The 23,976-nt window shown below is 63.0% G+C and carries 25 protein-coding genes; 13 read left to right on the top strand and 12 right to left on the bottom strand.

Annotation, left to right across the window (positions count from 1 at the left end):
- Positions 1-64: 64 nt before the first annotated feature.
- Positions 65-1,381 carry a lactonase family protein gene (locus PQR08_RS11950; protein WP_408161310.1) on the bottom strand — a complete coding sequence of 439 codons (1,317 nt, stop codon included), beginning with the start codon at positions 1,379-1,381 and terminating at the stop codon, positions 65-67.
- A gap of 204 nt (positions 1,382-1,585) precedes the next feature.
- Here PQR08_RS11950 and PQR08_RS11955 point away from each other — a divergent pair, with 204 nt between their 5' ends.
- Positions 1,586-1,738, top strand: coding sequence for a DUF3096 domain-containing protein (locus PQR08_RS11955; RefSeq protein WP_074168899.1), 153 nt, complete (start codon positions 1,586-1,588; stop codon positions 1,736-1,738).
- Between the two features lie 157 nt (positions 1,739-1,895).
- On the opposite strand, the gene PQR08_RS11960 is transcribed toward PQR08_RS11955, so the two are convergent.
- Positions 1,896-2,144 (bottom strand): hypothetical protein, encoded by a 249-nt coding sequence (locus PQR08_RS11960; RefSeq protein WP_035506343.1) that lies wholly within the window; start codon positions 2,142-2,144, stop codon positions 1,896-1,898.
- A gap of 475 nt (positions 2,145-2,619) precedes the next feature.
- Here PQR08_RS11960 and PQR08_RS11965 point away from each other — a divergent pair, with 475 nt between their 5' ends.
- On the top strand, positions 2,620-4,494 hold the full coding sequence (locus tag PQR08_RS11965) for a glycoside hydrolase family 15 protein (RefSeq protein ID WP_250483347.1): 1,875 nt from the start codon (positions 2,620-2,622) through the stop codon (positions 4,492-4,494).
- Between the two features lie 355 nt (positions 4,495-4,849).
- Complete coding sequence (locus PQR08_RS11970) at positions 4,850-6,121, top strand: polyhydroxyalkanoate depolymerase (protein ID WP_035506338.1); 1,272 nt, start codon at positions 4,850-4,852, stop codon at positions 6,119-6,121.
- 105 nt (positions 6,122-6,226) lie between these two features.
- Here PQR08_RS11970 and PQR08_RS11975 read toward each other — a convergent pair whose 3' ends face one another.
- Positions 6,227-6,859, bottom strand: a complete 633-nt coding sequence (locus PQR08_RS11975; RefSeq protein ID WP_035506335.1) for a TetR/AcrR family transcriptional regulator — start codon at positions 6,857-6,859, stop codon at positions 6,227-6,229.
- 361 nt (positions 6,860-7,220) lie between these two features.
- On the opposite strand from PQR08_RS11975, the gene rsxB reads away from it, so the two are divergent.
- From rsxB to PQR08_RS11990, 3 genes are all read left to right on the top strand, one after another.
- Positions 7,221-8,099 (top strand): electron transport complex subunit RsxB, encoded by an 879-nt coding sequence (gene rsxB, locus PQR08_RS11980; protein WP_250483346.1) that lies wholly within the window; start codon positions 7,221-7,223, stop codon positions 8,097-8,099.
- Between the two features lie 16 nt (positions 8,100-8,115).
- Positions 8,116-8,760 carry an endonuclease III gene (gene nth / locus PQR08_RS11985; RefSeq protein WP_250483345.1) on the top strand — a complete coding sequence of 215 codons (645 nt, stop codon included), beginning with the start codon at positions 8,116-8,118 and terminating at the stop codon, positions 8,758-8,760.
- Positions 8,761-8,833: 73 nt separating this feature from the next.
- Positions 8,834-9,265, top strand: a complete 432-nt coding sequence (locus PQR08_RS11990) for a DUF1841 family protein (protein WP_187609469.1) — start codon at positions 8,834-8,836, stop codon at positions 9,263-9,265.
- Positions 9,266-9,352: 87 nt separating this feature from the next.
- Here PQR08_RS11990 and PQR08_RS11995 read toward each other — a convergent pair whose 3' ends face one another.
- Positions 9,353-9,730 (bottom strand): c-type cytochrome, encoded by a 378-nt coding sequence (locus tag PQR08_RS11995; protein WP_187609470.1) that lies wholly within the window; start codon positions 9,728-9,730, stop codon positions 9,353-9,355.
- Between the two features lie 43 nt (positions 9,731-9,773).
- Positions 9,774-10,139 carry a c-type cytochrome gene (locus PQR08_RS12000; RefSeq protein ID WP_014190874.1) on the bottom strand — a complete coding sequence of 122 codons (366 nt, stop codon included), beginning with the start codon at positions 10,137-10,139 and terminating at the stop codon, positions 9,774-9,776.
- A 397-nt stretch (positions 10,140-10,536) separates the two neighbouring features.
- On the opposite strand from PQR08_RS12000, the gene PQR08_RS12005 reads away from it, so the two are divergent.
- The 7 genes from PQR08_RS12005 (at position 10,537) to PQR08_RS12035 (ending at position 16,477) form a co-directional block, all read left to right on the top strand.
- Positions 10,537-11,379 carry an AAA family ATPase gene (locus tag PQR08_RS12005; RefSeq protein WP_238210206.1) on the top strand — a complete coding sequence of 281 codons (843 nt, stop codon included), beginning with the start codon at positions 10,537-10,539 and terminating at the stop codon, positions 11,377-11,379.
- 8 nt (positions 11,380-11,387) lie between these two features.
- Positions 11,388-11,978 carry a GNAT family N-acetyltransferase gene (locus PQR08_RS12010; protein ID WP_187609472.1) on the top strand — a complete coding sequence of 197 codons (591 nt, stop codon included), beginning with the start codon at positions 11,388-11,390 and terminating at the stop codon, positions 11,976-11,978.
- Positions 11,979-12,003: 25 nt separating this feature from the next.
- Positions 12,004-13,179 carry a vWA domain-containing protein gene (locus tag PQR08_RS12015; protein ID WP_250483344.1) on the top strand — a complete coding sequence of 392 codons (1,176 nt, stop codon included), beginning with the start codon at positions 12,004-12,006 and terminating at the stop codon, positions 13,177-13,179.
- Positions 13,180-13,194: 15 nt separating this feature from the next.
- On the top strand, positions 13,195-14,391 hold the full coding sequence (locus tag PQR08_RS12020) for a benzoate/H(+) symporter BenE family transporter (protein ID WP_250483343.1): 1,197 nt from the start codon (positions 13,195-13,197) through the stop codon (positions 14,389-14,391).
- A gap of 72 nt (positions 14,392-14,463) precedes the next feature.
- Positions 14,464-14,712, top strand: a complete 249-nt coding sequence (locus tag PQR08_RS12025) for an energy transducer TonB (RefSeq protein WP_250483342.1) — start codon at positions 14,464-14,466, stop codon at positions 14,710-14,712.
- A gap of 205 nt (positions 14,713-14,917) precedes the next feature.
- On the top strand, positions 14,918-15,871 hold the full coding sequence (gene tal, locus PQR08_RS12030) for a transaldolase (RefSeq protein WP_187609476.1): 954 nt from the start codon (positions 14,918-14,920) through the stop codon (positions 15,869-15,871).
- A gap of 177 nt (positions 15,872-16,048) precedes the next feature.
- Entirely contained in the window at positions 16,049-16,477 is a 429-nt protein-coding gene (locus tag PQR08_RS12035; protein WP_187609477.1) for a VOC family protein, read from the top strand.
- Positions 16,478-16,512: 35 nt separating this feature from the next.
- On the opposite strand, the gene PQR08_RS12040 is transcribed toward PQR08_RS12035, so the two are convergent.
- The 7 genes from PQR08_RS12040 to htpG all read right to left on the bottom strand — a co-directional run bounded on the left by PQR08_RS12040 (position 16,513) and on the right by htpG (position 23,818).
- On the bottom strand, positions 16,513-17,616 hold the full coding sequence (locus tag PQR08_RS12040; protein ID WP_187609478.1) for an FUSC family protein: 1,104 nt from the start codon (positions 17,614-17,616) through the stop codon (positions 16,513-16,515).
- A 142-nt stretch (positions 17,617-17,758) separates the two neighbouring features.
- Complete coding sequence (gene mctP, locus PQR08_RS12045; RefSeq protein WP_035506375.1) at positions 17,759-19,309, bottom strand: monocarboxylate uptake permease MctP; 1,551 nt, start codon at positions 19,307-19,309, stop codon at positions 17,759-17,761.
- A complete protein-coding gene (locus PQR08_RS12050) occupies positions 19,309-19,557 on the bottom strand; it encodes a DUF3311 domain-containing protein (protein WP_008350708.1) in 249 nt (82 codons plus the stop codon). Before PQR08_RS12050 ends, mctP begins: the two co-directional genes overlap by 1 nt.
- Before the next feature lie 225 nt (positions 19,558-19,782).
- Entirely contained in the window at positions 19,783-20,685 is a 903-nt protein-coding gene (locus tag PQR08_RS12055) for a class I SAM-dependent methyltransferase (protein WP_250483340.1), read from the bottom strand.
- On the bottom strand, positions 20,682-21,176 hold the full coding sequence (locus PQR08_RS12060; protein ID WP_250483339.1) for a DNA-deoxyinosine glycosylase: 495 nt from the start codon (positions 21,174-21,176) through the stop codon (positions 20,682-20,684). The genes PQR08_RS12055 and PQR08_RS12060 overlap by 4 nt, the downstream gene beginning before the upstream one ends.
- Positions 21,173-21,814: a chorismate--pyruvate lyase family protein gene (locus PQR08_RS12065; protein ID WP_250483338.1), complete on the bottom strand. Its 642-nt coding sequence runs from the start codon at positions 21,812-21,814 to the stop codon at positions 21,173-21,175. Before PQR08_RS12065 ends, PQR08_RS12060 begins: the two co-directional genes overlap by 4 nt.
- 99 nt (positions 21,815-21,913) lie before the next feature.
- Positions 21,914-23,818: a molecular chaperone HtpG gene (gene htpG / locus PQR08_RS12070; RefSeq protein WP_250483337.1), complete on the bottom strand. Its 1,905-nt coding sequence runs from the start codon at positions 23,816-23,818 to the stop codon at positions 21,914-21,916.
- Between the last annotated feature and the right edge of the window lie 158 nt (positions 23,819-23,976).

Genomic DNA, 23,976 nt, shown 5'->3' on the forward strand with positions numbered 1-23,976 from the left:
TCGGACAGCGTGTCGCTGTGTGAATCGCGGCTCGTCGGCCGCTCTCGTCGCTCCGATCAGACCGTCACGACGGCGATACGAACTTGAAATCGACCGGCGAGCCGATCGACAGTTGCTTCGGGTCCGACGCGAGCTCGCCCGTCTGCGGATCGCGGCGGAAGAAATACGCGCTGTCGCTCTCCTGATTACCGACGATGAGCCAGCGCCCGGTCGGATCGATCGCGAATTCGCGCGGCGTCTTGCCGAGCGTCGGATAGCGTTTGACGTACTTCAAATGGCCGCTCTTCGGATCGACCGAGAACTGGACGATCTCGTTGGCGTCGCCTCGATTGGTCGCGTAAAGGAAACGTCCGTCCGGCGACATATGAATCGCCCCGCCGCCGATCTTGCCTCTGAAACCCGGCGCGATCATCGAATTGGTCTGAACCTGCGTGAGCTTGCCGTCGCGGTAATCGAACACGAGCACCGACGCGTTCAGTTCGGTCGTCAGATAGGCGTGTCTGCCGCCTGCGTCGAAGATCAGATGGCGCGGCCCGGAACCCGGCTTGATCAACGCGTAGCGCGCTTCGGTCGGACCTAAGAGGCCGCGTCCCGATGCCGACGGATCGGGCGTGTAGCGGTACGCGAAGACCTTGTCGACACCGAGATCCTGCGCGAAGAGATACTTGCCGTCGGGCGAGAACACGGTCGAATGGACGTGCGAATTGTCCTGCCGTCCCTTCACCGGGCCGCCGCCTTCGTGATGCACGGTCAGCACCGAGTTGCCGACGTGGCCATCGGAGGACAGCGGAAAGACCGCAAAGCTGCCGCCCGGATTGGATGCGACGGAGTAGTTGGCGGTCAGCAGATACTTGCCGTCAGGCGAGAGCGCGAGGTAGCACGGATCGTTGCCGTCCGATGAAACGCGGTTGAGGAAGCTCAACTGGCCGGTCGCGCGATCGAAGCGAAAGGCGCTCACGCCGCCGCGCTGGGTCGCGGGGCCGTTGTCGCCGGGCAATTCGTTCACTGCATACACGTAATTCCGGTCACGGCTCACGACGAGATACGACGGATTCACCGTCTGCGCCGATGCGATGCGGGACAGTTCGCCACTGGCCGTGTCGAAACGATAGACATAGATGCCTTCGCTCTTGCCGCCGCCCGTGTAGGTGCCGATCAGCAAATCGTAGACTTCTTTGCCCGGCGCGCCCGTCGTGGCCGCGCCGCTCGCTGCGCCCGGCGTGGCGGGCATCGTGGCGGTCTGCGCGAAGGACTGCGCCGCCGCCAGCGACAGCATCAGCGCGACACCTTTCGCCCACGCGATGGGCCTCACGCGCATCGGGCGCGCGTCTTGCAACATCGATGCGGGCGAATTCGCGCCGCAGGGATGGCTCGGGTGCATGAAACCTCCTCATCGTCTCTTTGCTGCTTGTTATCGGGGGCGACGCGCGAGTTCGCCGGCATCGCGAGGCCCAAGGACGTGCGGGAGCAAATTTCGCTCCAAACCGCGTGGACCGCCATCATGCGCGACGGGGTTCGCAGCCAAGATACACCACGCACGACAGGCCAACCGACACGATTCGAACCAACAACAGGAGTTGCCGCGATGACTATTCACCTAAGCCTTGGCCCGCTGGTTTCCCTGATCGCCGGGATCCTGATTCTCATCATGCCGCGGTTGCTGAACTTCATCGTCGCGATCTATCTGATCGTGATCGGGCTGATCGGGCTGTTCGGCATGGGATCGGCCCATTTCTGACGGACGCGAGACTGTCGTTGTGACGCCGATTCATCTCGGCGGTTCCGGACATGCGAACGGAAACGCGAACGCACGCGCACGGGTTGAGCCGTGCGCGTGCGCAAAGTGTCACGAAAAAAGGACACGCGGATGGCCCGCGTGGGGCGAGCGTGTGTCGTCAGCCGTTCGCGAGCTGGTCGAGACGCAGGCGTCCCTGCAACGACAGCGCACCGACCGAAACGCCAGCGACGCCGAAGGTGTAGCGGCTGAAACAGCCGCGCTCCGTGAGAAATGCGGCGGCGGTTTCCATCGCGTTGCGCGACAGACCGAGATGCTTGTGATCGAGCGCGAGAAGCGCCTCGGCATCCGAGACGCGGCTTGCTGCGGAAAGAATGGCGATGCAGTCGGCTTTCGACGGATAGAGCATGGGTTCCGTTCCTCGAAAACGCTACGTTAGGGACCGGCCGGGAGCGCGCAGGCCGTTGCATGGCTCGCGCGCGTCACGCGCCGGGGTCATGCATGAAAGACGCGTGAAAGGCGCAAGAGTTTCAGCGCCGGGAGTAACAAAGGAAACGGCGCTTCGACCTTTCACGAAACTTCATTCTAAACATCAGTCGAATGCTTTTTCAACAGCGCGATCGGCGCTTCGCTAGCGCTTTTCCGCCAATCACGGCGCGACCGCTGTCGCACCGGCCGTTGCGCGCCGTGATCACACGCGGCCCGGTTTTCTGCTTGCAACGAACGATTGCGGCAGAATGCGGCCAGAAAGCATGCGTGGCGTCGGTCGCTTTCTTTGTCCTTGACGCCGCGCCTCGCTCGGGGCGCGCCGCGTCCCGAATCTTTTGCTCAACCCGCGGCGCGTTTCGATTCGGCCCGCGCCGCCAGCAGGAAGATGTTCGCTTATGCCAGCTTTGATCGAAGACTATGCGATGGTCGGCGACGGCCACACCGCAGCCCTGATTTCCCGCGACGGCTCCGTAGACTGGCTCTGTTGGCCACGCTTCGACTCCGGCGCGTGCTTCGCGGCGCTGCTCGGCACGCCCGAGCACGGCCGATGGCTCATCGCTCCCGAGATGCCCGACGGCGAAACGCCCGTCATCAACCGTCGCTATCGCGAGGACACGCTGGTCCTCGAAACGGATTTCGAAACATCGCAAGGCGCGGTGACGATCGTCGACTTCATGCCCTTGCGCAACGGGCATTCGGAACTCGTGCGCATCGTGATCGGACGGCGTGGCACGGTGCGCATGAAGATGGAGCTGGTGCTGCGCTTCGACTACGGCTCGGCCGTGCCGTGGGTCAGCCGTCTGCCCGACGACAGCGGCATTCGCGCGATCGCCGGACCGGATCTCGCGGTGCTGCGCACGCCGGTCGATCTCGTCGGCGAAAACATGCATACGGCCGCCAGCTTCGATGTAAGCGCGGGCGAGCGCGTGCCCTTCTCGCTGTGCTATTCGCAATCCCATCTGCGCCTGCCGCACGCGTCCGATCCCCACACGCAACTCGCGCGCACCGAAAACCACTGGCGCGAATGGTCGGGGCAGAGCGAGCTCAAGGGCCGCTGGGCGAGCGCGATCCGCCGCTCGCTCATCACGCTGAAGGCGCTCGCCTACGAGCCGACGGGCGGCATCGTCGCCGCGCCCACGACCTCGCTGCCGGAACAGCTTGGCGGCACGCGTAACTGGGACTATCGCTACTGCTGGCTGCGCGACGCGACCATCACCCTGCTTGCGATGATGCGCGGCGGCTACTACGACGAAGCCCGCGCGTGGCGGGCGTGGCTGGGCCGCGTGATGGCGGGCTCGCCGGCGCAGATCCAGATCATGTACGGCATCGCGGGCGAGCGGCGCCTGCCCGAGTGGGAGATCCCGTGGCTGCCCGGTTACGAGGGCGCGTCGCCGGTGCGTATCGGCAATGGCGCGGTCGATCAGTTGCAACTCGACGTCTACGGCGAAGTGATGAACGCGCTGCACCTCGCGCGCGTCGGCGGCCTGCAGAGCGACGAGACCGCCTGGTCGATCCAGTGCGCCATGCTGCAACACCTCGACACGATCTGGGAACAGCCCGACGAAGGCATCTGGGAAGTGCGCGGCGGACGCCAGCACTTCACGTTCTCGAAGGTCATGGCGTGGGTCGCCTACGACCGCGCGATCAAATCGGCGGAAAAGTTCGAGCTCCCGGGCCCGATCGACCACTGGCGCGAGATGCGCGCGCGTATCCGCGCCGAGGTGCTGAAGAAAAGCTGGAACGCCGAACTGAACTCCTTCACGCAGGCCTACGACAGCGATGCGCTCGATGCGAGCCTGCTTCTCATCCCGTTGCTCGGATTTTTGCCGCCTAAAGATCCGCGAGTGACCGGAACCGTACATGCGATCGAGACCAAGTTGACGCACGATGGGCTCGTGAAGCGTTATCACACCGCCGAAGTCGCGGATGGCTTGCCGCCCGGAGAAGGCACGTTTCTGGCTTGTAGCTTCTGGCTGGTCGACAATCTGGCGCTGCAAGGCCGGATCGATGAAGCGCACGAGATGTTCGAGCGTCTCGTCGGTCTCGCGAACGATGTCGGGTTGCTGGCCGAGGAGTACGACACGGTGGCCAAGCGCATGGTCGGGAATTTCCCGCAGGCCTTTACCCACGTGGCGCTGGTGCATACCGGAATGAATCTGATGCGGCACGAAGAGGAGATGGCGAAAGCGATTGGCCAGCCATCCGGCCCGGAAAACCACGACGTGCCGGATGAGCAAGCCGCCATCGATGCTGCAACAGGAAAGTCATAAATCTATGTTTTGTTTGATGAAATTCGCGTTTCCCGGTAATATTGGTGCAATGCACAAAATGTAGGATGTCGGAATGTGTTGTTTTCACGCAGGCAATTCCGACCGATTTATTGAATTGAACGCTTAGTACGCGGAAAATCTTGCTTCCGCTCAAGGTTCGTCGTACAAGAGTCGATATTGCGCGAGTGGCAGCACGGAAAGGCAGGCAGGAAATTGCAGGAAAGACAGTGCCCCGGCAGCATGGCGACAGCCCGCCGCGCCGCCGGGGGTCATCGAATGCCGTTGAGCCTCATCGCCGGATGTTTTGCCGGGATCAACGGGCGTGCCGGTTTCCACCGGAGTTACTGGGGCAACCATGCTCTATCAAATTCACGAATTTCAGCGAGCCATGCTGTCTCCTCTTACAGCATGGGCCGAAGCTGCATCGAAGTCGTTCGTCAACCCGGCCAGTCCGCTCGCCTATATTCCCGGCTCAAGCCGTCTGGCCGCGGGTTACGAGTTGCTCTACCGGCTCGGCAAGGACTACGAGAAGCCCGAGTTCAGCATTCATCAGATCGTCAAGGACGGACATAACATTCCGATCGTCGAGCAGACGGTGGTCGAGAAGCCGTTCTGCCGTCTCTTGCGCTTCAAGCGCTTCGCCGACGACAGCGCCACCGTCACCAAGCTGAAGAACGAGCCGATCGTGCTCGTGTGCGCGCCGCTCTCCGGTCACCATTCCACACTGCTGCGCGATACGGTCAAGACGCTCTTGCAGGACCACAAGGTGTACATCACCGACTGGATCGACGCGCGCATGGTGCCGACCGAGAACGGTCCGTTCCATCTGGACGATTACGTCGAATACATCCAGGAGTTCATCCGCCACATCGGCGCGAAGGATCTGCACGTGATATCGGTGTGTCAGCCGACCGTGCCGGTGCTCGCCGCCATTTCGCTGATGGCGAGCCGCGGCGAAGACACGCCCCGCACGATGACCATGATGGGCGGCCCGATCGACGCGCGCCGCAGCCCCACGTCCGTCAACTCGCTGGCGAACGAGCACTCGTACGGGTGGTTCGAGAACAACGTCATCTACACCGTGCCCGCGAACTATCCGGGTGTGGGCCGCAAGGTTTATCCGGGCTTCCTGCAGCATGCGGGCTTCGTCGCGATGAATCCCGAACGCCATCTCACGGCCCATTGGGACTTCTATCAAAATCTGCTGCGCGGCGACGATGACGACGCCGAGCAACATCGCCGTTTCTACGACGAATACAACGCCGTGCTGGACATGGCCGCCGAGTATTACCTCGAGACGATCCGCGTCGTGTTCCAGGAGTTCCGGCTCGCCGAAGGCACGTGGGAAGTCAACGACGAACTCGTGCGTCCGCAGGACATCAAGCACACTGCCCTCTTCACGATCGAAGGCGAGCTCGACGACATCTCCGGCAGCGGCCAGACGCGCGCCGCGCACGATCTCTGCACCGGCATCCCGCCAAAGCACAAGCGCCATTTCACGGCGGAGAAGGCCGGCCACTACGGCATCTTCTCGGGCCGCCGCTGGCGCACGATGGTGTATCCGCAATTGCGCGAGTTCATTCTCGAGCACGACAAGACGCCGAAGACGGAAGCCGTGCCCGCATAAGCGTGAATGCGCCGGGACCGATTCCATCACGTCAAATGAAAACGTCGCGCCTTGCAAAGGGCGCGACGTTTTTTCTTCAGACGGCGCGAACGCGAAAGCGGTCGATCAGCGGCGCGTCAGATAAGCGAGCAGCAACTCGGTGTTCATGCGCACGATCTGCTCGCGCTGGCCTTGCTCGCTGAAGTCGAGGCCGAACGTCGCTTCGAGCGTGAAGCGGTTCGACACGATGTAATAGCCGAGCCCCGACAGCACGATATAGAGCTTGAGCGGATCGACGTCGGTGCGAAACAGCCCGGCCTTTTGGCCACGATCGAGAATAGCCGTGAGCGTCGCGACGATCGGCGAAATGAGTTCGCGGATTCGATTCGATCCTTTGATATATCTCGCCTCATGCAGATTTTCGTTATTGATGAGGCGCAGCAATTCCGGGTGATCCCGGTAGTAATCCCAGACGAAATGCGCGAGACGCGTCATCGCTTCGATGGGCGCGATGCCGTCGAGTTCGAGCGTGCGTTCGGCTTCGACGAGCGCCGAAAGAGCATGTTCGAGCACCGCGGTGAATAACTGCTCCTTGCTACCGAAGTAGTAGTAGAGCATGCGTTCATTGGTCTCCGCCCGGCGCGCAATCTGGTCGACGCGTGCGCCGAACAGACCGCCTGCAGCGAACTCTTCTGCGGCGGCAAGCAGAATACGGCGCCGGGTGCCTTCAGGATCTCTTTTGATTTTCGGCTGATTCATGGTGGCATGACTCGGGAGCCGCGTTGCCGGATTAGCGTCACGCGGCCCGCGTTGGGGTACATGACGTGAACGGGCGCTGCCCATGGTTATTGGGAAACACCGTCCTGCGGTCAAACGGAAAAGCGCTTCGATTATGCGCACATCGAAGCACATTGGCAATTAGGATTGAAAGCCATTCGGCACGACTGGTGAGGACTTCGGCGATAATGTCGATTAAAGCCGAGCGCGTGACCGAAAGAGCGGGACACGCGCCGAACAGGCAGCGTGCCGCCGTCGTCGTTGTGGACGTGATCACAGCCACGCGCTTCGCCTGCGTCGCGCACATGCTGCGCCAGTCCCCAAGGCATCATCGCAATTCCTCGTGACCGCAACCGCTCCCAAGACGCTCGCTGAGCGCATCGAAGATCTGCTGCCGCAGACGCAATGCACCAAGTGCGGCTATCCCGCCTGCCGGCCTTACGCCGACGCCATCGCCGCGGGCGAGGCGAACTACAACCAATGCCCGCCGGGCGGCGCCGAAGGTGTCGCGCGACTGGCCGCGCTCCTCGGCAAGCCCGATATTCCTCTCGATACGACGCACGGCGTCGAGCGCGCGCGGCCCGTCGCCGTGATCGACGAGAACGTATGCATCGGTTGCACGCTGTGCATGCAGGCGTGTCCGGTCGATGCGATCGTCGGCGCGGCGAAGCAGATGCACACGGTCATCGCCGAGCTGTGCACGGGTTGCGATCTGTGCGTGCCGCCCTGCCCGGTCGATTGCATCGCGATGGTGCCCGTCACCGGCACGCGCACCGGCTGGGACGCATGGAGCCAGGACGAAGCCGATGCGGCCCGCGCACGGCACGACCGCCGCATGGCGCGTCTCGAACGCGAACGCGCGGCCGCCGAGGCGCGGGCAAGCGCGCGTCAGGCGGCGCGCGCCGCGCACGCGGACCAGCCGGTGCCGCAAACGCCGCAAACGCCGTCGACGCAACCGGTCGCGCCGGCTGCGACGCAAGCTTCGAGCGACGATCCGGAAGCAAAGAAACGCGCGATCATTCAGGCCGCGCTGGAACGCGCGCGCAAGAAGAAGGAAGAGATGGCGAAGCTCGGCGCGGGTCCGAAAAACACGGATCACGTGAGCGCCGCGGTGCAGGCGCAGATCGACAGCGCCGAGCAGCGCCGTCGCCGTCTCGGGCTGACGGAGGATGAAAACGCGTCCCATCCCGGCGAGGGCGATCGAAGCGACAAACCCGCGTGAGAACGGATATCGAACCATGAACGCCACGAAGCGCCGCGCCATCTACGAGACCTTGCAAAGCATCAATCCGCATCCGACGACGGAGCTCGAATACACGACGCCCTTCGAACTGCTGATCGCCGTGTTGCTCTCCGCGCAGGCGACCGACGTTTCCGTCAACAAGGCCATGCGCAAGATGTTTCCCGTCGCCAACACGCCGGCGGCGGTGCTTGCGCTCGGCGAGGAAGGCGTGACGGAATACATCCGCACGATCGGGCTTTATCGCACCAAGGCGAAGAACGTGATCGCGACGTGCCGCATTCTCATCGATCAATACGGCGGCGACGTGCCCGATAACCGCGAGGCGCTCGAAGCGTTGCCGGGCGTCGGACGCAAGACGGCGAACGTCATCCTGAACACGGCGTTCGGGCAGCCGACCATCGCCGTCGATACGCACATCTTCCGCGTTGCGAATCGCACGGGAATCGCGCCCGGCAAGGACGTGCGCGCCGTCGAGACCGCGCTCGAAAAGTTCACGCCGAAAGAGTTCCTGCACGATGCGCATCACTGGCTGATCCTGCACGGGCGTTACGTGTGCAAGGCGCGCGTGCCCGAGTGCTGGCATTGCGCGATCGAGCCGCTCTGCGAATATCGGCCGAAGACGCCCGCGCCGGTCGAATGAGCGGTTTGGGCAGACCGCACGCGCCACGGTCTACAATAGCGGGTTCAGAAACCCGCAATCGAATCAATACCTTATGTTCAACCCTAGCCGCGACGAAGTCCGCCAGTTCTTTACCGAAACCTGGCGCAAGGAGCGCGCCGGCGAGATTCTGACGCCGCTCGAAAGCATGGCCGCCGACTGGATCGGCGAGCATCCGGAATATCACGACGCGCTCGCGAAACCCGAATCGCGCGAAGCCGATTACTCGCCCGATCGCGGCCAGACCAATCCGTTTCTGCATCTGTCGATGCATCTCGCGATCAGCGAGCAATTGTCGATCGATCAGCCGCCGGGCATCCGCCGCGCGCACGACAGGCTGGTCGCGCGCCTCGGCTCGCCGCACGACGCGCAGCACGCGATCATGGATTGCCTCGGACAGGTGATCTGGGAAGCGCAGCGCACGGGCACGCCGCCGGATACCGATGCCTATCTCGCGCTGATCGAGCGTCGTGCTTCGCGCGACTAAGCATCCGAAATACGCGCCGTCAAAATGAAAACACCCCGCTTGAGAAGCGGGGTGTTGCTTGCCGGCGAATCCTCGAAAGCCGCGCGCTTACTTCTTCAGCACGAGATTGCCGTCGAGCGATTCGATATACGCCGCGAGATCCTTCAGATCGCTCTGCGACAGGCTCTGCACCTGCGCCGCCATGATGGCGTTGTTGCGGCCGAAGTTCGGATTGTTGCCGCCGATCTGATACTGGCGCAGCGCCCAGTAGATATAGGTTGCATGCTGTCCCGCGAGGCGCGGATACTCGCCGCTCACCGGCTTGTTGAGACCGGGGCCGTGGCAGGCCGCGCAGTTGTGGCTGTCGGAGAGCGCCTTGCCGTTGCTCACGTCGGCCGCGTGCGCGGCGCCGACCGTCATGCCGATGAGCGCCGCTGCCGCGCATGCTGCCTTGAAGCTTGAATGAAGTGCCTTGGACGGCTTCATGAATTCTCCTTCCCGTTTATCGCTTTGCCGTGTCACGCGCGGATCACTTGTCGGGATTGTTCTTCGATTGGGGAGTCTGCGCGGCGTAGTACGCGGCGATATCGGCGATATCCTGATCCGACAGCGTCGTCGCGATGGCGCGCATCGTGTCGAAATGACGGTCGCCCTTCTTGTAGGCGTGCAGCGCATTGGCGATGTACTGCGCGTTCTGGCCACCGAGCATCGGCACTTCGTAGACTTCGGGGTACGCGGTGCGATAGCCGGGGATGCCGTGGCAGCCGATGCACATCGCGACCTTGCCCTCTGCGGCCTTCGCGTTGCCGACGACGTCGGCCGACGCCTCGGTCGCGAAGCCGGCGAGACCGGACAGCGCTGCAATCACGGCACATTTGCCGACGAAATTGTTCATAGCTCTTCTAACCTGGCTTGAGGGGAAATCCGGCGCTCAAAAGGCCGCGGCCCGCGCCGAGCGCATTACAACCTTCTCGGGACTGTTTGCTGCTACAGGGTTGGTCGCCACGCAGGCCAAAAAAATCGCGCTAATTGTACCGCGCGACCTACCCCCCGTCCACACGCGAACCGCGCCGAAGCCCTGCTGGCAAGGGGAATCGGCTGAAAAGCAGCCGTTTTGCCTGCGACAATTCGCCCCTGTACAAGCGATGAGCCCGCTTGCGCGCACGCTGCGCAGCATTCGGACTCGCTTCGGCAACCCGCCGATAGAGCGGCTCAAACGATACCCGGCGCGCCTCAATATCGAAAGGTCTTCTGACTTATACTGGGATTTTTTTGCCAACCGGATCTTCGTCATGCGTTTCGAAGGCTCATCGCAATACGTCGCAACCGACGATCTCAAGCTCGCGGTGAATGCCGCGATGACGCTGCAACGGCCGCTGCTCATCAAGGGTGAACCCGGCACCGGCAAGACCATGCTTGCGGAGGAAGTCGCGCTCGCGCTCGGCATGCCGCTCCTGCAATGGCATATCAAGTCGACGACCAAGGCGCAGCAAGGCCTGTACGAATACGACGCGGTCTCGCGTCTGCGCGATTCGCAACTCGGCGACGAGCGCGTGAAGGACATCGGCAATTACATCGTCAAGGGCGTGCTGTGGCAGGCGTTCGAGTCGGACCAGCAGAGCGTGCTCCTCATCGACGAGATCGACAAGGCGGACATCGAATTTCCGAACGATTTGCTGCGCGAACTCGACCGCATGGAGTTCTACGTGTACGAGACGCGCGAGCTCGTGAAGGCCGCGCACCGGCCGCTCGTGATCATCACGTCGAACAACGAGAAGGAACTGCCGGACGCGTTCCTGCGCCGCTGCTTCTTCCACTACATCAAGTTCCCGGACGCCGAGACGATGAAGGCGATCGTCGAGGTGCACTTCCCGAACATCAAGCAGGACCTGCTCGCCGCCGCCATGCAGAGCTTCTTCGAGCTGCGCGGCGTGTCGGGCCTCAAGAAGAAGCCGTCCACTTCCGAACTGCTCGACTGGCTCAAGCTGCTTCTGGCCGAAGACATTCCGCCCGAAGCGCTGCGCTCGTCGGATCAGAAGCAGATCGTCCCGCCGCTGCACGGCGCGCTCCTCAAGAACGAGCAGGACGTCGCGCTGTTCGAGCGTCTGCTCTTCATGAATCGCAACCATCGCTAAAAAGATAAATGAGCCGCTGGATCGAACCCGTCACACTGGAAGGCGAGCACGTCAGGCTCGTGCCGCTCACGCGCGAACACGAACCGGCCCTCACGGCCGCCGCCAGCGACGGTGAATTGTGGAAGCTCTGGTACACCTTCGTGCCCTCGCCCGACAAGACGCGCGGCTATATCGACACGGCGCTCGACATGCGCGATCGACTCGGCGCGCATCCGTTCGCGGTGATCGATGCGAAGACGGGCGATGTCGTCGGTTCGACGCGCTACTTCAACGTCGACGAAGCGAACCGGCGGCTGGAGATCGGCCATACGTGGTACGCGAGACGCGTGCAGAAGACCGCGCTCAACACCGAAGCCAAGTTGCTGCTGCTGACGCACGCGTTCGAAAAACTCGATGCCATCGCCGTGGAGTTCCGCACGCATTTCATGAACCACGCGTCGCGCACCGCGATCGCGCGGCTCGGCGCGAAGCAGGACGGTATCCTGCGCAATCATCAGGTGGGCCGTGATGGCGTGATGCGCGACACCGTCGTGTTCTCCATCATCCAGTCGGAGTGGCCGGCGGTGCGCGCCAATCTGAACTACCGGCTCGACCGCTGAAACCCGTCACGATGGAGAGCGCGCCATGCTGATCGACTTTTTCTACTCGCTGCGCGACGCGAAGCTGCCCGTCTCGGTGAAGGAATATCTGACCTTGCTCGAAGCGCTGAAGGCGCAGGTGATTTCACCGTCGCTCGACGAGTTCTACTTCCTCTCTCGCATGACGCTCGTGAAGGACGAGAAGTACTTCGACAAGTTCGATCGCGCGTTCGGCGCGTATTTCCACGGCGTGACGCAGCTTCCCGACGAAGCTTTCGACGTTCCGCTCGACTGGCTCAAAAAGCGCCTCGACCGCGAATTCACCGCGGAGGAAAAGAAGCGCATCGAGGCGCTCGGCGGCATCGACAAGCTCATGGAGCGTCTGAAAGAGCTCATGGACGAGCAGAAGGAGCGTCACGAAGGCGGCAACAAGTGGATCGGCACGGGCGGCACGTCGCCCTTCGGACACGGCGGCTATAACCCGGAAGGCGTTCGCATCGGCGGGGAATCGTCGGGGAATCGCACCGCCGTGAAGGTGTGGGACGAGCGCGCGTACAAAGACTACGACGATCAGGTCGAAATCGGCACGCGCAATATCAAGGTCGCGCTGCGTCGCCTGCGGCGCTTCGCGCGCGAAGGCGCGGCCGAGGAACTCGATCTGCCCGACACGATTCGCAGCACCGCGGCCAATGCGGGCTGGCTCGATATCAAGATGGTCCCCGAGCGCCACAACAACGTGAAGGTGCTGATGCTGCTCGATGTCGGCGGCTCGATGGACGATCACATCAAGCGCGTCGAAGAGCTGTTTTCGGCGGCGAAGGCGGAGTTCAAGCATCTCGAGTTCTACTACTTCCACAACTGCGTGTACGACTATCTGTGGAAGCACAATCGCCGGCGTCACGCCGAACGCACTCCGACCTTCGACGTGCTGCACAAGTTCACGCCCGACTACAAGCTGATCTTCGTCGGCGACGCGACCATGAGCCCCTACGAAGTGCTGCAGCCCGGCGGCTCCGTGGAATACAACAATGCCGAAGCGGGCGCGGTCTGGCTGCGCCGGCTCGCCGATCAATTCCCGCATCACGCGTGGCTCAATCCCGAGCCCGAGCGGCTATGGGAATACCGGCAGTCGATTTCCGCGATCCGCAATGTGCTCGGCAATCGCATGTATCCGCTCACGATGGCCGGCCTGGAAACCGCCATGCGCGCGCTGTCGAAGTAACCGAAAAGAACACGAATGAAAGCTTCCGCACCGGCGCCCGCCGCGCCGCGCTTCCTCTTTGATACTTCGCTGTCCACCGTCGTCGCCGGCTTCGTCGCGATGATGACCGGCTACACCAGTTCGCTCGTGCTGATGTTCCAGGCGGGCCAGGCCGCGCATCTCACGAACGCGCAGATTTCGTCGTGGATCTGGGCGCTCTCGATGGGCATGGCGGTCTGCACCATCGGGCTGTCGCTGCGTTATCGCGCGCCGATCGTCATCGCGTGGTCGACGCCGGGCGCGGCGCTGCTCGTGTCGTCGCTGCCGAACGTCGCCTATGCCGATGCGATCGGCGCGTTCATCGTCTGCGCGGTGCTCCTGACCGCCGTCGGCCTCACCGGCTGGTTCGACACGCTGATGAAGCGCGTCCCGACGGGCATCGCCGCCGCCTTGCTCGCGGGCATCCTGTTCGAGATCGGCATCGAGATTTTCCGCGCCGCCGAGCATCGGACCGCGCTCGTCATCGCGATGTTCTTCACGTATCTCACGGCCAAGCGCTTCGTGCCGCGTTACGCGATTCCGGCCACGCTCATCGTGGGCATCGCGATCGCGGGCGGGCTCGGGCTGCTCGACTTCACGCACTTTCACGTCGCGCTCGCGCATCCGGTTTTCACGATGCCCGCGTTCTCGCTCGCCGCGGCGATCAGCATCGGCATTCCGCTTTTCGTCGTCGCGATGGCTTCGCAGAACGTGCCGGGCATCGCCGTGCTGCGCGCCGACGGCTACACGACGCCCTCCGCCCCGCTCATCTCGGCGACCGGCATCGCGTCGCTCGTGCTCGCGCCGTTCGGCTCGCACGGCGTGAATCTCGCGGCCATCACCGCCGCGATCTGCACCGGCCGGGAGGCGCACGAGAACCGCGACAAGCGCTACACGGCCGCCGTCTGGTGCGGCATTTTCTATCTGATCGCAGGCACGTTCGGCGCGACCATCGCCGCCCTTTTCGCGGCCTTTCCGAAGGAACTGGTCGTGTCCGTGGCCGCGCTCGCGCTCTTCGGCTCGATCATGAGCGGTCTCGCCAACGCGATGCAGGACGCGCGTCAGCGCGAGCCCGCGCTCGTCACGTTCATGGTGACGGCATCGGGCCTCACGCTGCTCTCCATCGGCTCGGCCTTCTGGGGATTGATCGCGGGCGTCGCGACACATATCGTGCTCAACGCCAGACGATCCTGACGCAGCCTACAATGACGGAATCGGCCCCGATTTCCGGCCGGTTTTTCCGCAACCGAACTGTGTAATTCCGTCATGGCTTTGATCGACAAACTGCTGGCGCGCTCCGCGCCGCCCGGCACCGCCCAGAAACGCAAGACGATCGTGCGCGTACTGCTCGACGACGCCGGGCACGTCCAGGACGTCGTCCTGAAAATGAGCTGCGGCGATACGGCGAAGGAGGCCCACGCGCTCGACGAGGTCCGCAAAATGCGCTTCGCACGGGGTCAACTCGGCTCGGGCACGGTGCGGCGCTGGCACGAACTCGCCTACGCGGTGGATTGAAGGCCGATTGAACGCGCAGTCCCGCGCCCGGTCGAAAACCGGCGCGCACGGTATCAGCGCGCTCGCCACGCTCGGGACTAGAATGGGAGAATGACATTCAAGGGGCGCGCCGCGCGAACGAAGTCGCCGCGCGGCGTCGCAATCATGGGCAATCCGCGGGTTGGTTACCGCAATTTGACAAGGCGCAACGCGTCTGAGACTCGACATGACATCCGCTCTCGACCAGCTCAAGCAGTACACGACCGTCGTCGCCGACACGGGCGACTTCCAGCAATTCATCCAGTTCAAGCCGCAGGATGCGACCACGAATCCGTCGCTGATCCTGAAGGCCGTCCAGAAGGACGATTACAAGCCGCTGCTCGAAAATACCGTCAAGGAGCACGCGAAGAAGCCGATGCCGCAGATCATCGACAATCTGCTCGTGGCGTTCGGTACCGAAATTCTGAAAATCGTTCCGGGCCGCGTTTCGACCGAAGTCGATGCGCGCCTTTCGTTCGACACCAAGGCTTCGATCGACAAGGGCCGCGAGATCATCAAGCTGTATGAAAACGCGGGCGTCGATCGCAAGCGCGTGCTCATCAAGCTTGCATCGACGTGGGAAGGCATCCGCGCGGCCGAAGTGCTGCAGAAGGAAGGCATCCACTGCAACATGACGCTGTTGTTCTCGCTCGCGCAGGCCGTGGCGGCCGCCGAAGCGGGCGCGCAACTGATCTCGCCGTTCGTCGGCCGCATTTACGACTGGTACAAGAAGTCCGCCGGCGCGGAATGGGACGACGTGAAGAACGGCGGCGCGAACGATCCCGGCGTGCAGTCGGTGCGGCGCATCTACTCGTACTACAAGAAGTTCGGCTACAAGACCGAGGTCATGGGCGCGAGCTTCCGCACGGTGAGCCAGATTACGGAGCTCGCCGGCTGCGACCTGCTGACGATCAGCCCCGATCTCCTGAAGAAACTCGCCGACAGCAACGATACGGTCGAACGCAAGCTCTCGCCGGAAGCGGTGAAGAACGAGAACGTGGAGAAGATCGCCGTCGATGAGCCGACCTTCCGCTTCCTCGTCAACGACGACGCGATGGCGACCGAAAAGCTCGCGGAAGGCATCCGCGCGTTTGCCGCCGATGCGATCAAGCTGGAGAAGCTGATCACCGCGCTTCAGTAACGCATGCCTCAAACGAAAACCGCGGATCGCGCCGAAATATTGGCGCGATCCGCGGTTTTTTTCATTTCGCCGCTTCACCACGTAATTTGACTCTTTCCGAGTCAGCGTGGGACTTCGTTGCAATAGACTTGTTGGCTTTGGCGGCATGTCCGCTTCATATGCACGGAGTCACCGGTCATGCAACTGGACACGTATCTTTTTTATAACGGCGATTGCGCGGCGGCGCTCGAACTCTATCAGGCGGCATTCGGCGCGCAGATCGCCACACTGGTCCGCTTTCGCGACGTGCCGGACGGCGGCAACGCACCGCCCGACTGGCAGGACAAGGTCATGCACGCGGTGTTTTTTGTCGGGCAGAACGCGATCATGGTCTCGGACGGCCGCTACGATCAGCCGCGTAAGGAATACTCGGGCTTCACGCTATCGATCGCCGCGAGCGACGCGCAATCCGGCGAGCGCATCTTCAAGATGCTCGCCGAAGGAGGCAACGTCCTGACGCCGTGGCAATCCACGTTCTGGACGCAAGGCTTCGGCATGCTGACGGATCGTTTCGGCGTGCCCTGGCTCATCAATGTGGTGCACGAAGGCGAAGCGCAGCCGGCCTGAGTTTCATCGCTTCATCGCTTCATCGCTTCGTCACATCAAGGATTGAGCGGCCGCGCGCCTTCGATATTCCACTGCCGCTCGATCTCCGACAGACGCAGCCGCAGCCGGTCCACCTGCTCCACGAAACGCATCGCGAGCCAGTGCATGCCCTGCGTCGACATGTTCGCATCGTCGTCGGCGCATGGCGGCACAGTCGGCGCATCCACCACGCGGTACAGCAGGCCCACGCGCCCGAAGCGCAATGCGCGCGCCATCTGCAGAAGCTGCTGGCGCACCGCATACTCGCCCGGCGAACACGCGATCGCGAAACGACTGGGCGTCGCGCTCGCGACTTCCGGCATCGACATCACCAGCATTTCCAGCGCAGCGAGAATCGAGCGGTGCAGCCGCTGGATCTCTTCGAGCCGCGCCATCGGCACATCGGTTTCCTTCGAGACCGATTCCATCAGCCCGCGCGACTGCACGAGCCGCTGGCTCATCGCATAGAAGCGCCGCGCGGTGTCCTCCGCGTGAAGCGGCGTGCCGTCGAGCAAGGCGCCGTACAGCTTCGCGCACTCGCGCAGATTGTCCGCGAGCCGATAGCGCCAGGAATACGTCGCGTATTGCGGCAACACGAACGAGAGCGCGAGCGCGATCACGACGCCGATCATCACATTGGCCGTGCGCCATAAGCCGGTGGAAAGCGGCAGGTCGCCGTGGCCCGAGACGATGACCATGGTGATCGCCGTGAGCAGCGCGACATAGCCGGCCTTGCCGATCGCATAGTAGGCGCAGCCGCCCGCGATCACGCACATCAGCACGAAGAACACCATCACGGAGCCGGTGAGCATCTGCGCGAGGATAAGCGTGAGCCCGAAGAACGCGCCCAGCATCGTGCCGATCGCGCGCTCGCCGGCCTTCTTGCGGATATTGCCGTAATGCTGCAATCCGCCGATCACCACCAGCACCGATACCGACGCCCACACGCCGTGCGGCATGTCGATGCCCGTCGTGACCGCGATCGACACCGCCATCGCGATCCCGACGCGCACCGCGTGGATCACGTTCGCGTGCCGGTAGCGGAAGTACGGTGACGCGATCGAATGGAAGAAGCGCGCGAGACGGCTGCGCCTATGTGACGTCGATGTCGGAGAAAGCATGGTTCGCTCAAGTCGATGAACACGCACGCCCGTCAAATCAAGGCAGCCGGAAAACGAAACGCCCGTAACGGCCAGACGGCTGTTACGGGCGTTTTACCAGCTTTTCGCGCGCCGCGCCGCACGCGTGCGCGACCGGCCGGAATCAGCCTTCCACGATATCCAGATAGTCTTCCGGACGCGTGCGGTCATCCGAGCGCTTGAGGCCCAGCACGCGCACGAGCAGGCTCACGACGATCGAGACGATCAGGTTCGCGATCAGCGCCCACACCGCCGCGTAGCCCGGCACGACGTAGCCGAACAGATGCAGCGGATAGATCGAGCCCTTCAGTTGCAGCGACACGGCCATCCACGTGCCGACGCCGATGCCCACCGCCCAGCCGAGCAGCAGGCCGCGATGATCGAGCACGCGCGTATAGAGGCCGAGCACGAGCGCGGGCAGCGTCTGGATGATCCAGATGCCGCCGAGCAGTTGCAGCTGGATCGCGTAGGTGAGCGGCAGCGCGAGAATGAAGACCACCGCGCCGACCTTCACGATCAGCGACACCAGCTTAGCGACGTTGGTTTCCTGCTCCGGCGTCATCGACGTATTGACGAACTCGCGATGCACGTTGCGCGTGTAGAGATTCGCCGCCGCGATCGACATGATCGCCGCCGGAACCAGCGCGCCGATGCCGATCGCCGCGAACGCCACGCCCACGAACCACGACGGAAAGTAGTGCAGGAAGAGCGCCGGCACCGCGAAGTTCGCGCCGTAGGCCTTGAAGTACGACGCGAACTCGGGCATATCCTTCACGCCCGATGCCAGCGCCATGTAGCCGAGCAGCGCGAGCAGGCCCAGCACGAGCGAATACGCCGGCAGGAGCGCCATGTTGCGGCGGATCGTGTTGCCGGAGTTCGACGAGAGAATCGCCGTCACCGAGTGCGGGTACAGGAAGAGCGCGAGCGCCGAGCCGACTGCGAGCGTCGCGTAGGCGCTGTAGCCGTTCAGACTCGCGGCATCGGGCGCTTTCAGGAGCAGCTTCTCGGGCGGCACGACGCTGAAGATATGGCCGAAGCCGCCGAGCTGCGCCGGAATCACGATCATCGCGGCGATGATGGTGATGTAGATCAGCACGTCCTTCACCACGGCGATCATCGCGGGCGCGCGCAGGCCCGACGTGTACGTGTACGCGGCGAGAATCGCGAACGCGATGATGAGCGGCAGATCGCCGACGAAGCCTTGCGTCGAGAATCCGAGCGCGCCGATCACCACTTCGATGCCGACGAGCTGCAGCGCGATATACGGCATCGTCGCGACAATGCCCGTCACCGCGACCGCGAGCGCGAGCATGCGGCTGTTGTAGCGCGCGTGCACGAAGTCGGCGGCGGTCACATAGCCGTGACGCTTCGCGATGCTCCAGAGCTTCGGAAACACGACGAACGCGAACGGATAGATGAGGATGGTGTACGGCAGCGCGAAGAAGCCCGTCGCGCCCGCGCCGAACACGAGCGCCGGCACCGCGACGAACGTATAGGCGGTGTAGAGATCGCCGCCGAGCAGGAACCACGTGACGATGGTGCCGAAGCGGCGTCCGCCGAGACCCCATTCGTCGAGCTGGGCGAGATCGCCCTTGCGCCAGTGCGCGGCGATGAAGCCGAGAATCGTGACGCCGACGAAGAAGAGAACGAAGACGAAAGTTGCGGTGGCGTTCATCATCGCGCACCTCCGTTCTTGCGTCCCGAGGGCAGCGCCTTCGTCTTCTTATAGACGACGGCGGTGATGACCGCGCTGATCAGCACCCACAGGAGCTGATACCAGTAGAAGTACGGAAAGCCCCACAGAACGGGCTCGATCTTGTTGTAAAACGGCACCCATACCACACCGATCCACGGAAGGATCAGAAGCCATAGCCAATGCTTGTTGCGCGGTTGTCCGGTGCCGGTCGTAGCTTCGTGAGCCATGAACGGTCTCCTCTTTGTTTTGATTCGCGTCGTTATTGCGAGCCCGGCGGGATGCCGGTCGTCGGGTAGACATGCCGCTGAAAGCACCCCGAAATAACAGAGGGAGTATATGGACCCTTAAAACACGGTCAAGCAGGGGGAATCCCGACTATTCCGCTGATTTGAAAGCATCTTGTAAATAGGCCAAAACCCTCGTTCTGGCCAGGGCTTCTTGCGCCGGGTCAATCAGATCGAGAACGCGCCGCTCGCCGCGCCGCCCGCGCTCGCAGCGAGACCCTTCACCCATTTGCGCGCGGGCAAGCCGAGTTGCGCTTCGATGAGCTTCGCGCGCGTGTCGAGCGCCTCGAACGAAACGTCGAGCGCGGGACCGGCGAACGCGATCGCGACGCGATTGCCGTCGTGCACTTCGGGCAGCGCGATCACGCGATGATCGAACGCTTCGTTGAGATGACGCATGTTGCGCACGAAGCTCGGATGATCGCCGAACAGGTTGATCGTGACGACGCCCGCCTGCGGCGTGAGGCAGGCACGGCACGCGCGATAGAACGAGACGCTGTCGAGCACGGGGCCGCGCGCGGTGGCGTCGTAGAGATCGATCTGCAACGCGCCGATCGTGCCGTGATTCGCGCGGTCGTTGACGAACTCCCACGCGTCGCGCTCGGTGACGGTGAGGCGCGCATCGTCGTAGGGCAGTTCGAACATCGCGCGCGCGGCGATCACGACCGCCGGATTCAGCTCGACGGCTTCCACTTTCGCGTGCTTCAGAAAGCGATAGCAGAACTTCGTGAGCGCGGCGGCGCCGAGCCCGAGCTGCACGATGCGTTCCGGCGTTTCGACGAAAAGCAGCCACGCCATCATCTGCTGCGCATATTCGAGCTCGATGTGATCGGGCTTCTTCAGACGCATCGCGCCTTGCACCCATTCGGTGCCGAAGTGCAGATAGCGCACGCCGCCCTCTTCCGAGAACGTCACGGGCGCGAAGCGCGGCTTGCGAGGCGCGTCGATGCGCGGCGCGTTTGCGAGATCGTCGCGATCGTCGTCGCTGCGCTTGCGCTTCGCCTTGCTGTCGTTCTTTTTACGGCTGAACGCGCGCGCTTCAGCCGATGCGCGCTTGATGAGATTCGTCATTGTGTGGTGAGGATGTCGCGCCAGATGCGCAATTTTTGATCGAACGAGAGGATAGCATTGGCCGCGCTCGACGATGGCAGCACGAGCGTCGCGTAGCCCGCGGCGCTCAGGATGGGCGCGAATTTGCCCGATGTCTTGCCGTTGAAGCACACCTTGTGCAGCTTCGGAAAGCGCGTGCGGAACTGCGCGAAGTCATTGGGCGATGCGTTGCGGATCGCCGTATCGAGGCTGCCTTCGCGTTCGCAGGCGGCGAGCACGTCCCACAGACCGATGCCGTGCGCGACGAGACGCGCGATGCGTTCATCGTAGACGAGTGCGTGCAGATCCTCGCCGATCGCCGCGCCGACGAGCCGCCAGAACTGATTGCGCGGATGCGCGTAATACTGCGTCGCCGCGAGGGACGCGACGCCCGGAAAACTGCCGAGGATGAGCGTGTGCGTTTCTTCATCGCCGATGGGCGCAAATCCTGCAAGCTTCGCGTCGAGCTTCATTTCGCCTCGCCGTGCGCGACGCGCTTCGCATGCGAGCTCAGATGATCGTAAGAGCGAGCATGTTCGCGCCGATGCCGGTCGTGCATCGTGGCGAGCTTCGCCCAGAGCGCATCGAGCATGCATTCGGTGACCATCAGCGGTGCGTCGTGACGTTTGAACACCGAACGACGCGCGACGAGCGTGTGCGGCTGCTCATCCGATTGCGCCGACGCGAGCCGATGCAGCGGATGCCGCGCGGTGACTCTTCGGCTCGCGAGCGCCGAACGCGACACGCTGCTGTCGCTATAGAGCAGTTCGGCGAGCGGGCGCGTGCGCAGTCGGCGCATCGATTGCCACACGCCCGTGCTGTGCGCGAGCGGCACGATGCTATGCGCGACGACGAACGGCACGCCATCGACTTTCAGCGCGACTTCACGCGCCCACACCGGCGTGCGCGGCGTGATATCGAGCGCGCGCGCTTCGTCGTGCCAGGGCATATCGACGGCTTCGCGCGTGACTTCGACCGTCACCGCGCCGAGCGTGCGCAGATGCGCGGTCAGCGAACCGCCGCGCGTGAGCCAGTCCTTTTGTGCATCGGTGAGCGATGAAAGCGGGACGACGCGCCAGTGCGCATCGATGGGATCGTTGGGCGTGAGCATGCTGCGGATTATAAATTCCGCGTCTTACGGCGCACGAACATAAGAAAAAACGCGCCGCCGGTTTCCCGGCGGCGCGTTCATTCGAAACGCTCAGGCAGCTTATCGCGCGAGCAACAGCGCGTTCGTGCGCTTCACGAAGCTCGCCGGATCTTCCAGCGCGCCGCCTTCGGCCAGCAACGCCTGATCGAAGAGCAGGTGGCACCAGTCGACGAAATTGGCGCTGTCCGCGTTCAAGGCCTTCACCAGCGGATGCTCCGGATTCACTTCGAGAATCGGCTCGGCTTGCGGCGCCTTCTGCCCCGCCGCCTTCAGCATGCGTTGCAGGTAGCCGCTCATGTCGCCTTCATCGGCGACGAGACAGCTCGGCGAATCGGTGAGACGGAAGGTGAGACGCACGTCCTTCGCCTTGCCTTCGAGCGCTTCCTTCATCTTCTCGACGAGCGGCTTCATTTCTTCGCCGACCTTCTCCTGCTGCTGCTTTTCCTCGTCGTCGAGCGCGCCGAGATCGAGGTCGCCGCGCGCGACGCTCGCGAGCGGCTTGCCATCGAACTCATTGAGGAACGACAGCATCCACTCGTCGACGCGATCCGTCAGCAGCAGCACCTCGACGCCCTTCTTGCGGAACACTTCGAGATGGGGGCTGTTTTTCGCGGCCTGCCAGCTATCGGCGGTGACGTAGTAGATCTTCGTCTGCTCGGGCTTCATGCGCGCGACGTAATCAGCGAGCGACACGTTTTGCGCGTCGCTGTCGTTTTGCGTCGATGCGAAGCGCACCAGCTTCGCGATGCGCTCGCGATTGCTGAAGTCCTCGCCGATGCCTTCCTTCAGCACCTGACCGAATTCGTTCCAGAAGGTCGCGTACTTCTCTTTGTCGGCGTCTTCGGTCGCTTCGGCGGAGGACGATGCGATCTCTTCGAGCATCGACAGCACGCGCTTGGTCACGCCTTCGCGGATCGCCTTCACGTCGCGGCTTTCCTGCAGGATTTCGCGCGACACGTTGAGCGGCAGATCGGCCGAATCGACGACGCCCTTCACGAAACGCAGATACGCGGGCAGCAGTTGCTCGGCATCGTCCATGATGAACACGCGCTTCACGTAGAGCTTGAGCCCGCCGCGATGCTCGCGATTCCACAGATCGAACGGCGCGTGCTTCGGCACGTACAGCAGTTGCGTGTACTCGCTGCGGCCTTCGACGCGGTTGTGCGTCCACGAGAGCGGATCGTCGTGATCGTGCGAGATATGCTGATAGAACTGCTTGTACTGATCGTCGCTGATGTCGTTCTTCGGACGCGTCCAGAGCGCGCTCGCCTGGTTGACGGTCTCGTCCTCGTCCTTCGTGACCATCTCGCCTTTCTCGGCATCCCACTCTTCCTTGTTCATCAGAATGGGCAGCGCGACATGATCCGAGTACTTCTGGATGATCGATTTCAGCCGGTGCGACGACAGCAGTTCGTCTTCGTCGGCGCGCAGATGCAGCGTGATGGTCGTGCCGCGTTGCGCGCGCTCGATGTCCTCGACTTCGAAATCGCCTTCGCCCGCGCTCGTCCAGCGCACGCCTTCGTTCGCCGGCAGACCGGCGCGGCGCGTCTCGACGGTGATCTTGTCCGCGACGATGAAGCCCGAATAGAAGCCGACGCCGAACTGGCCGATGAGCGCCGCGTCCTTCTGCTGGTCGCCTGAGAGCTTCGAGAAGAATTCCTTCGTGCCCGAGCGCGCGATCGTGCCGAGGTGGGAAATCGCTTCCTCGCGGCTCATGCCGATGCCGTTATCGTCGATGGTGACGGTGCGCGCTGCTTTATCGAACGACACGCGGATACGCAGGTCCGGATCGTTTTCGTAGAGCGCGCTGTTTTCGATGGCTTCGAAGCGAAGTTTGTCCGCGGCATCGGATGCGTTGGAAATCAGCTCGCGCAGGAAAATTTCCTTGTTGCTGTAGAGCGAATGGATCATCAGGTGCAGAAGCTGCTTCACTTCTGCCTGAAAGCTCATGGTTTCTTGCGCCATGGTCGGGGTCCTCTGTGTTGATTTCGTTTAGTGCGATTGTCGCGACGGCGTGTTTGGCCGACGCGGCCAATTTGCGTGATATGAGGGCGGGTGGGGGTTTTTCAAGAGGTCGCCGGATCCCGTGTTCGTGTCGGTCTATTTGTGTTGCCCCTGTGCGG

The organism is Caballeronia jiangsuensis, from assembly GCF_046030135.1.
Classification (GTDB): Bacteria; Pseudomonadota; Gammaproteobacteria; order Burkholderiales; family Burkholderiaceae; genus Caballeronia; species Caballeronia jiangsuensis.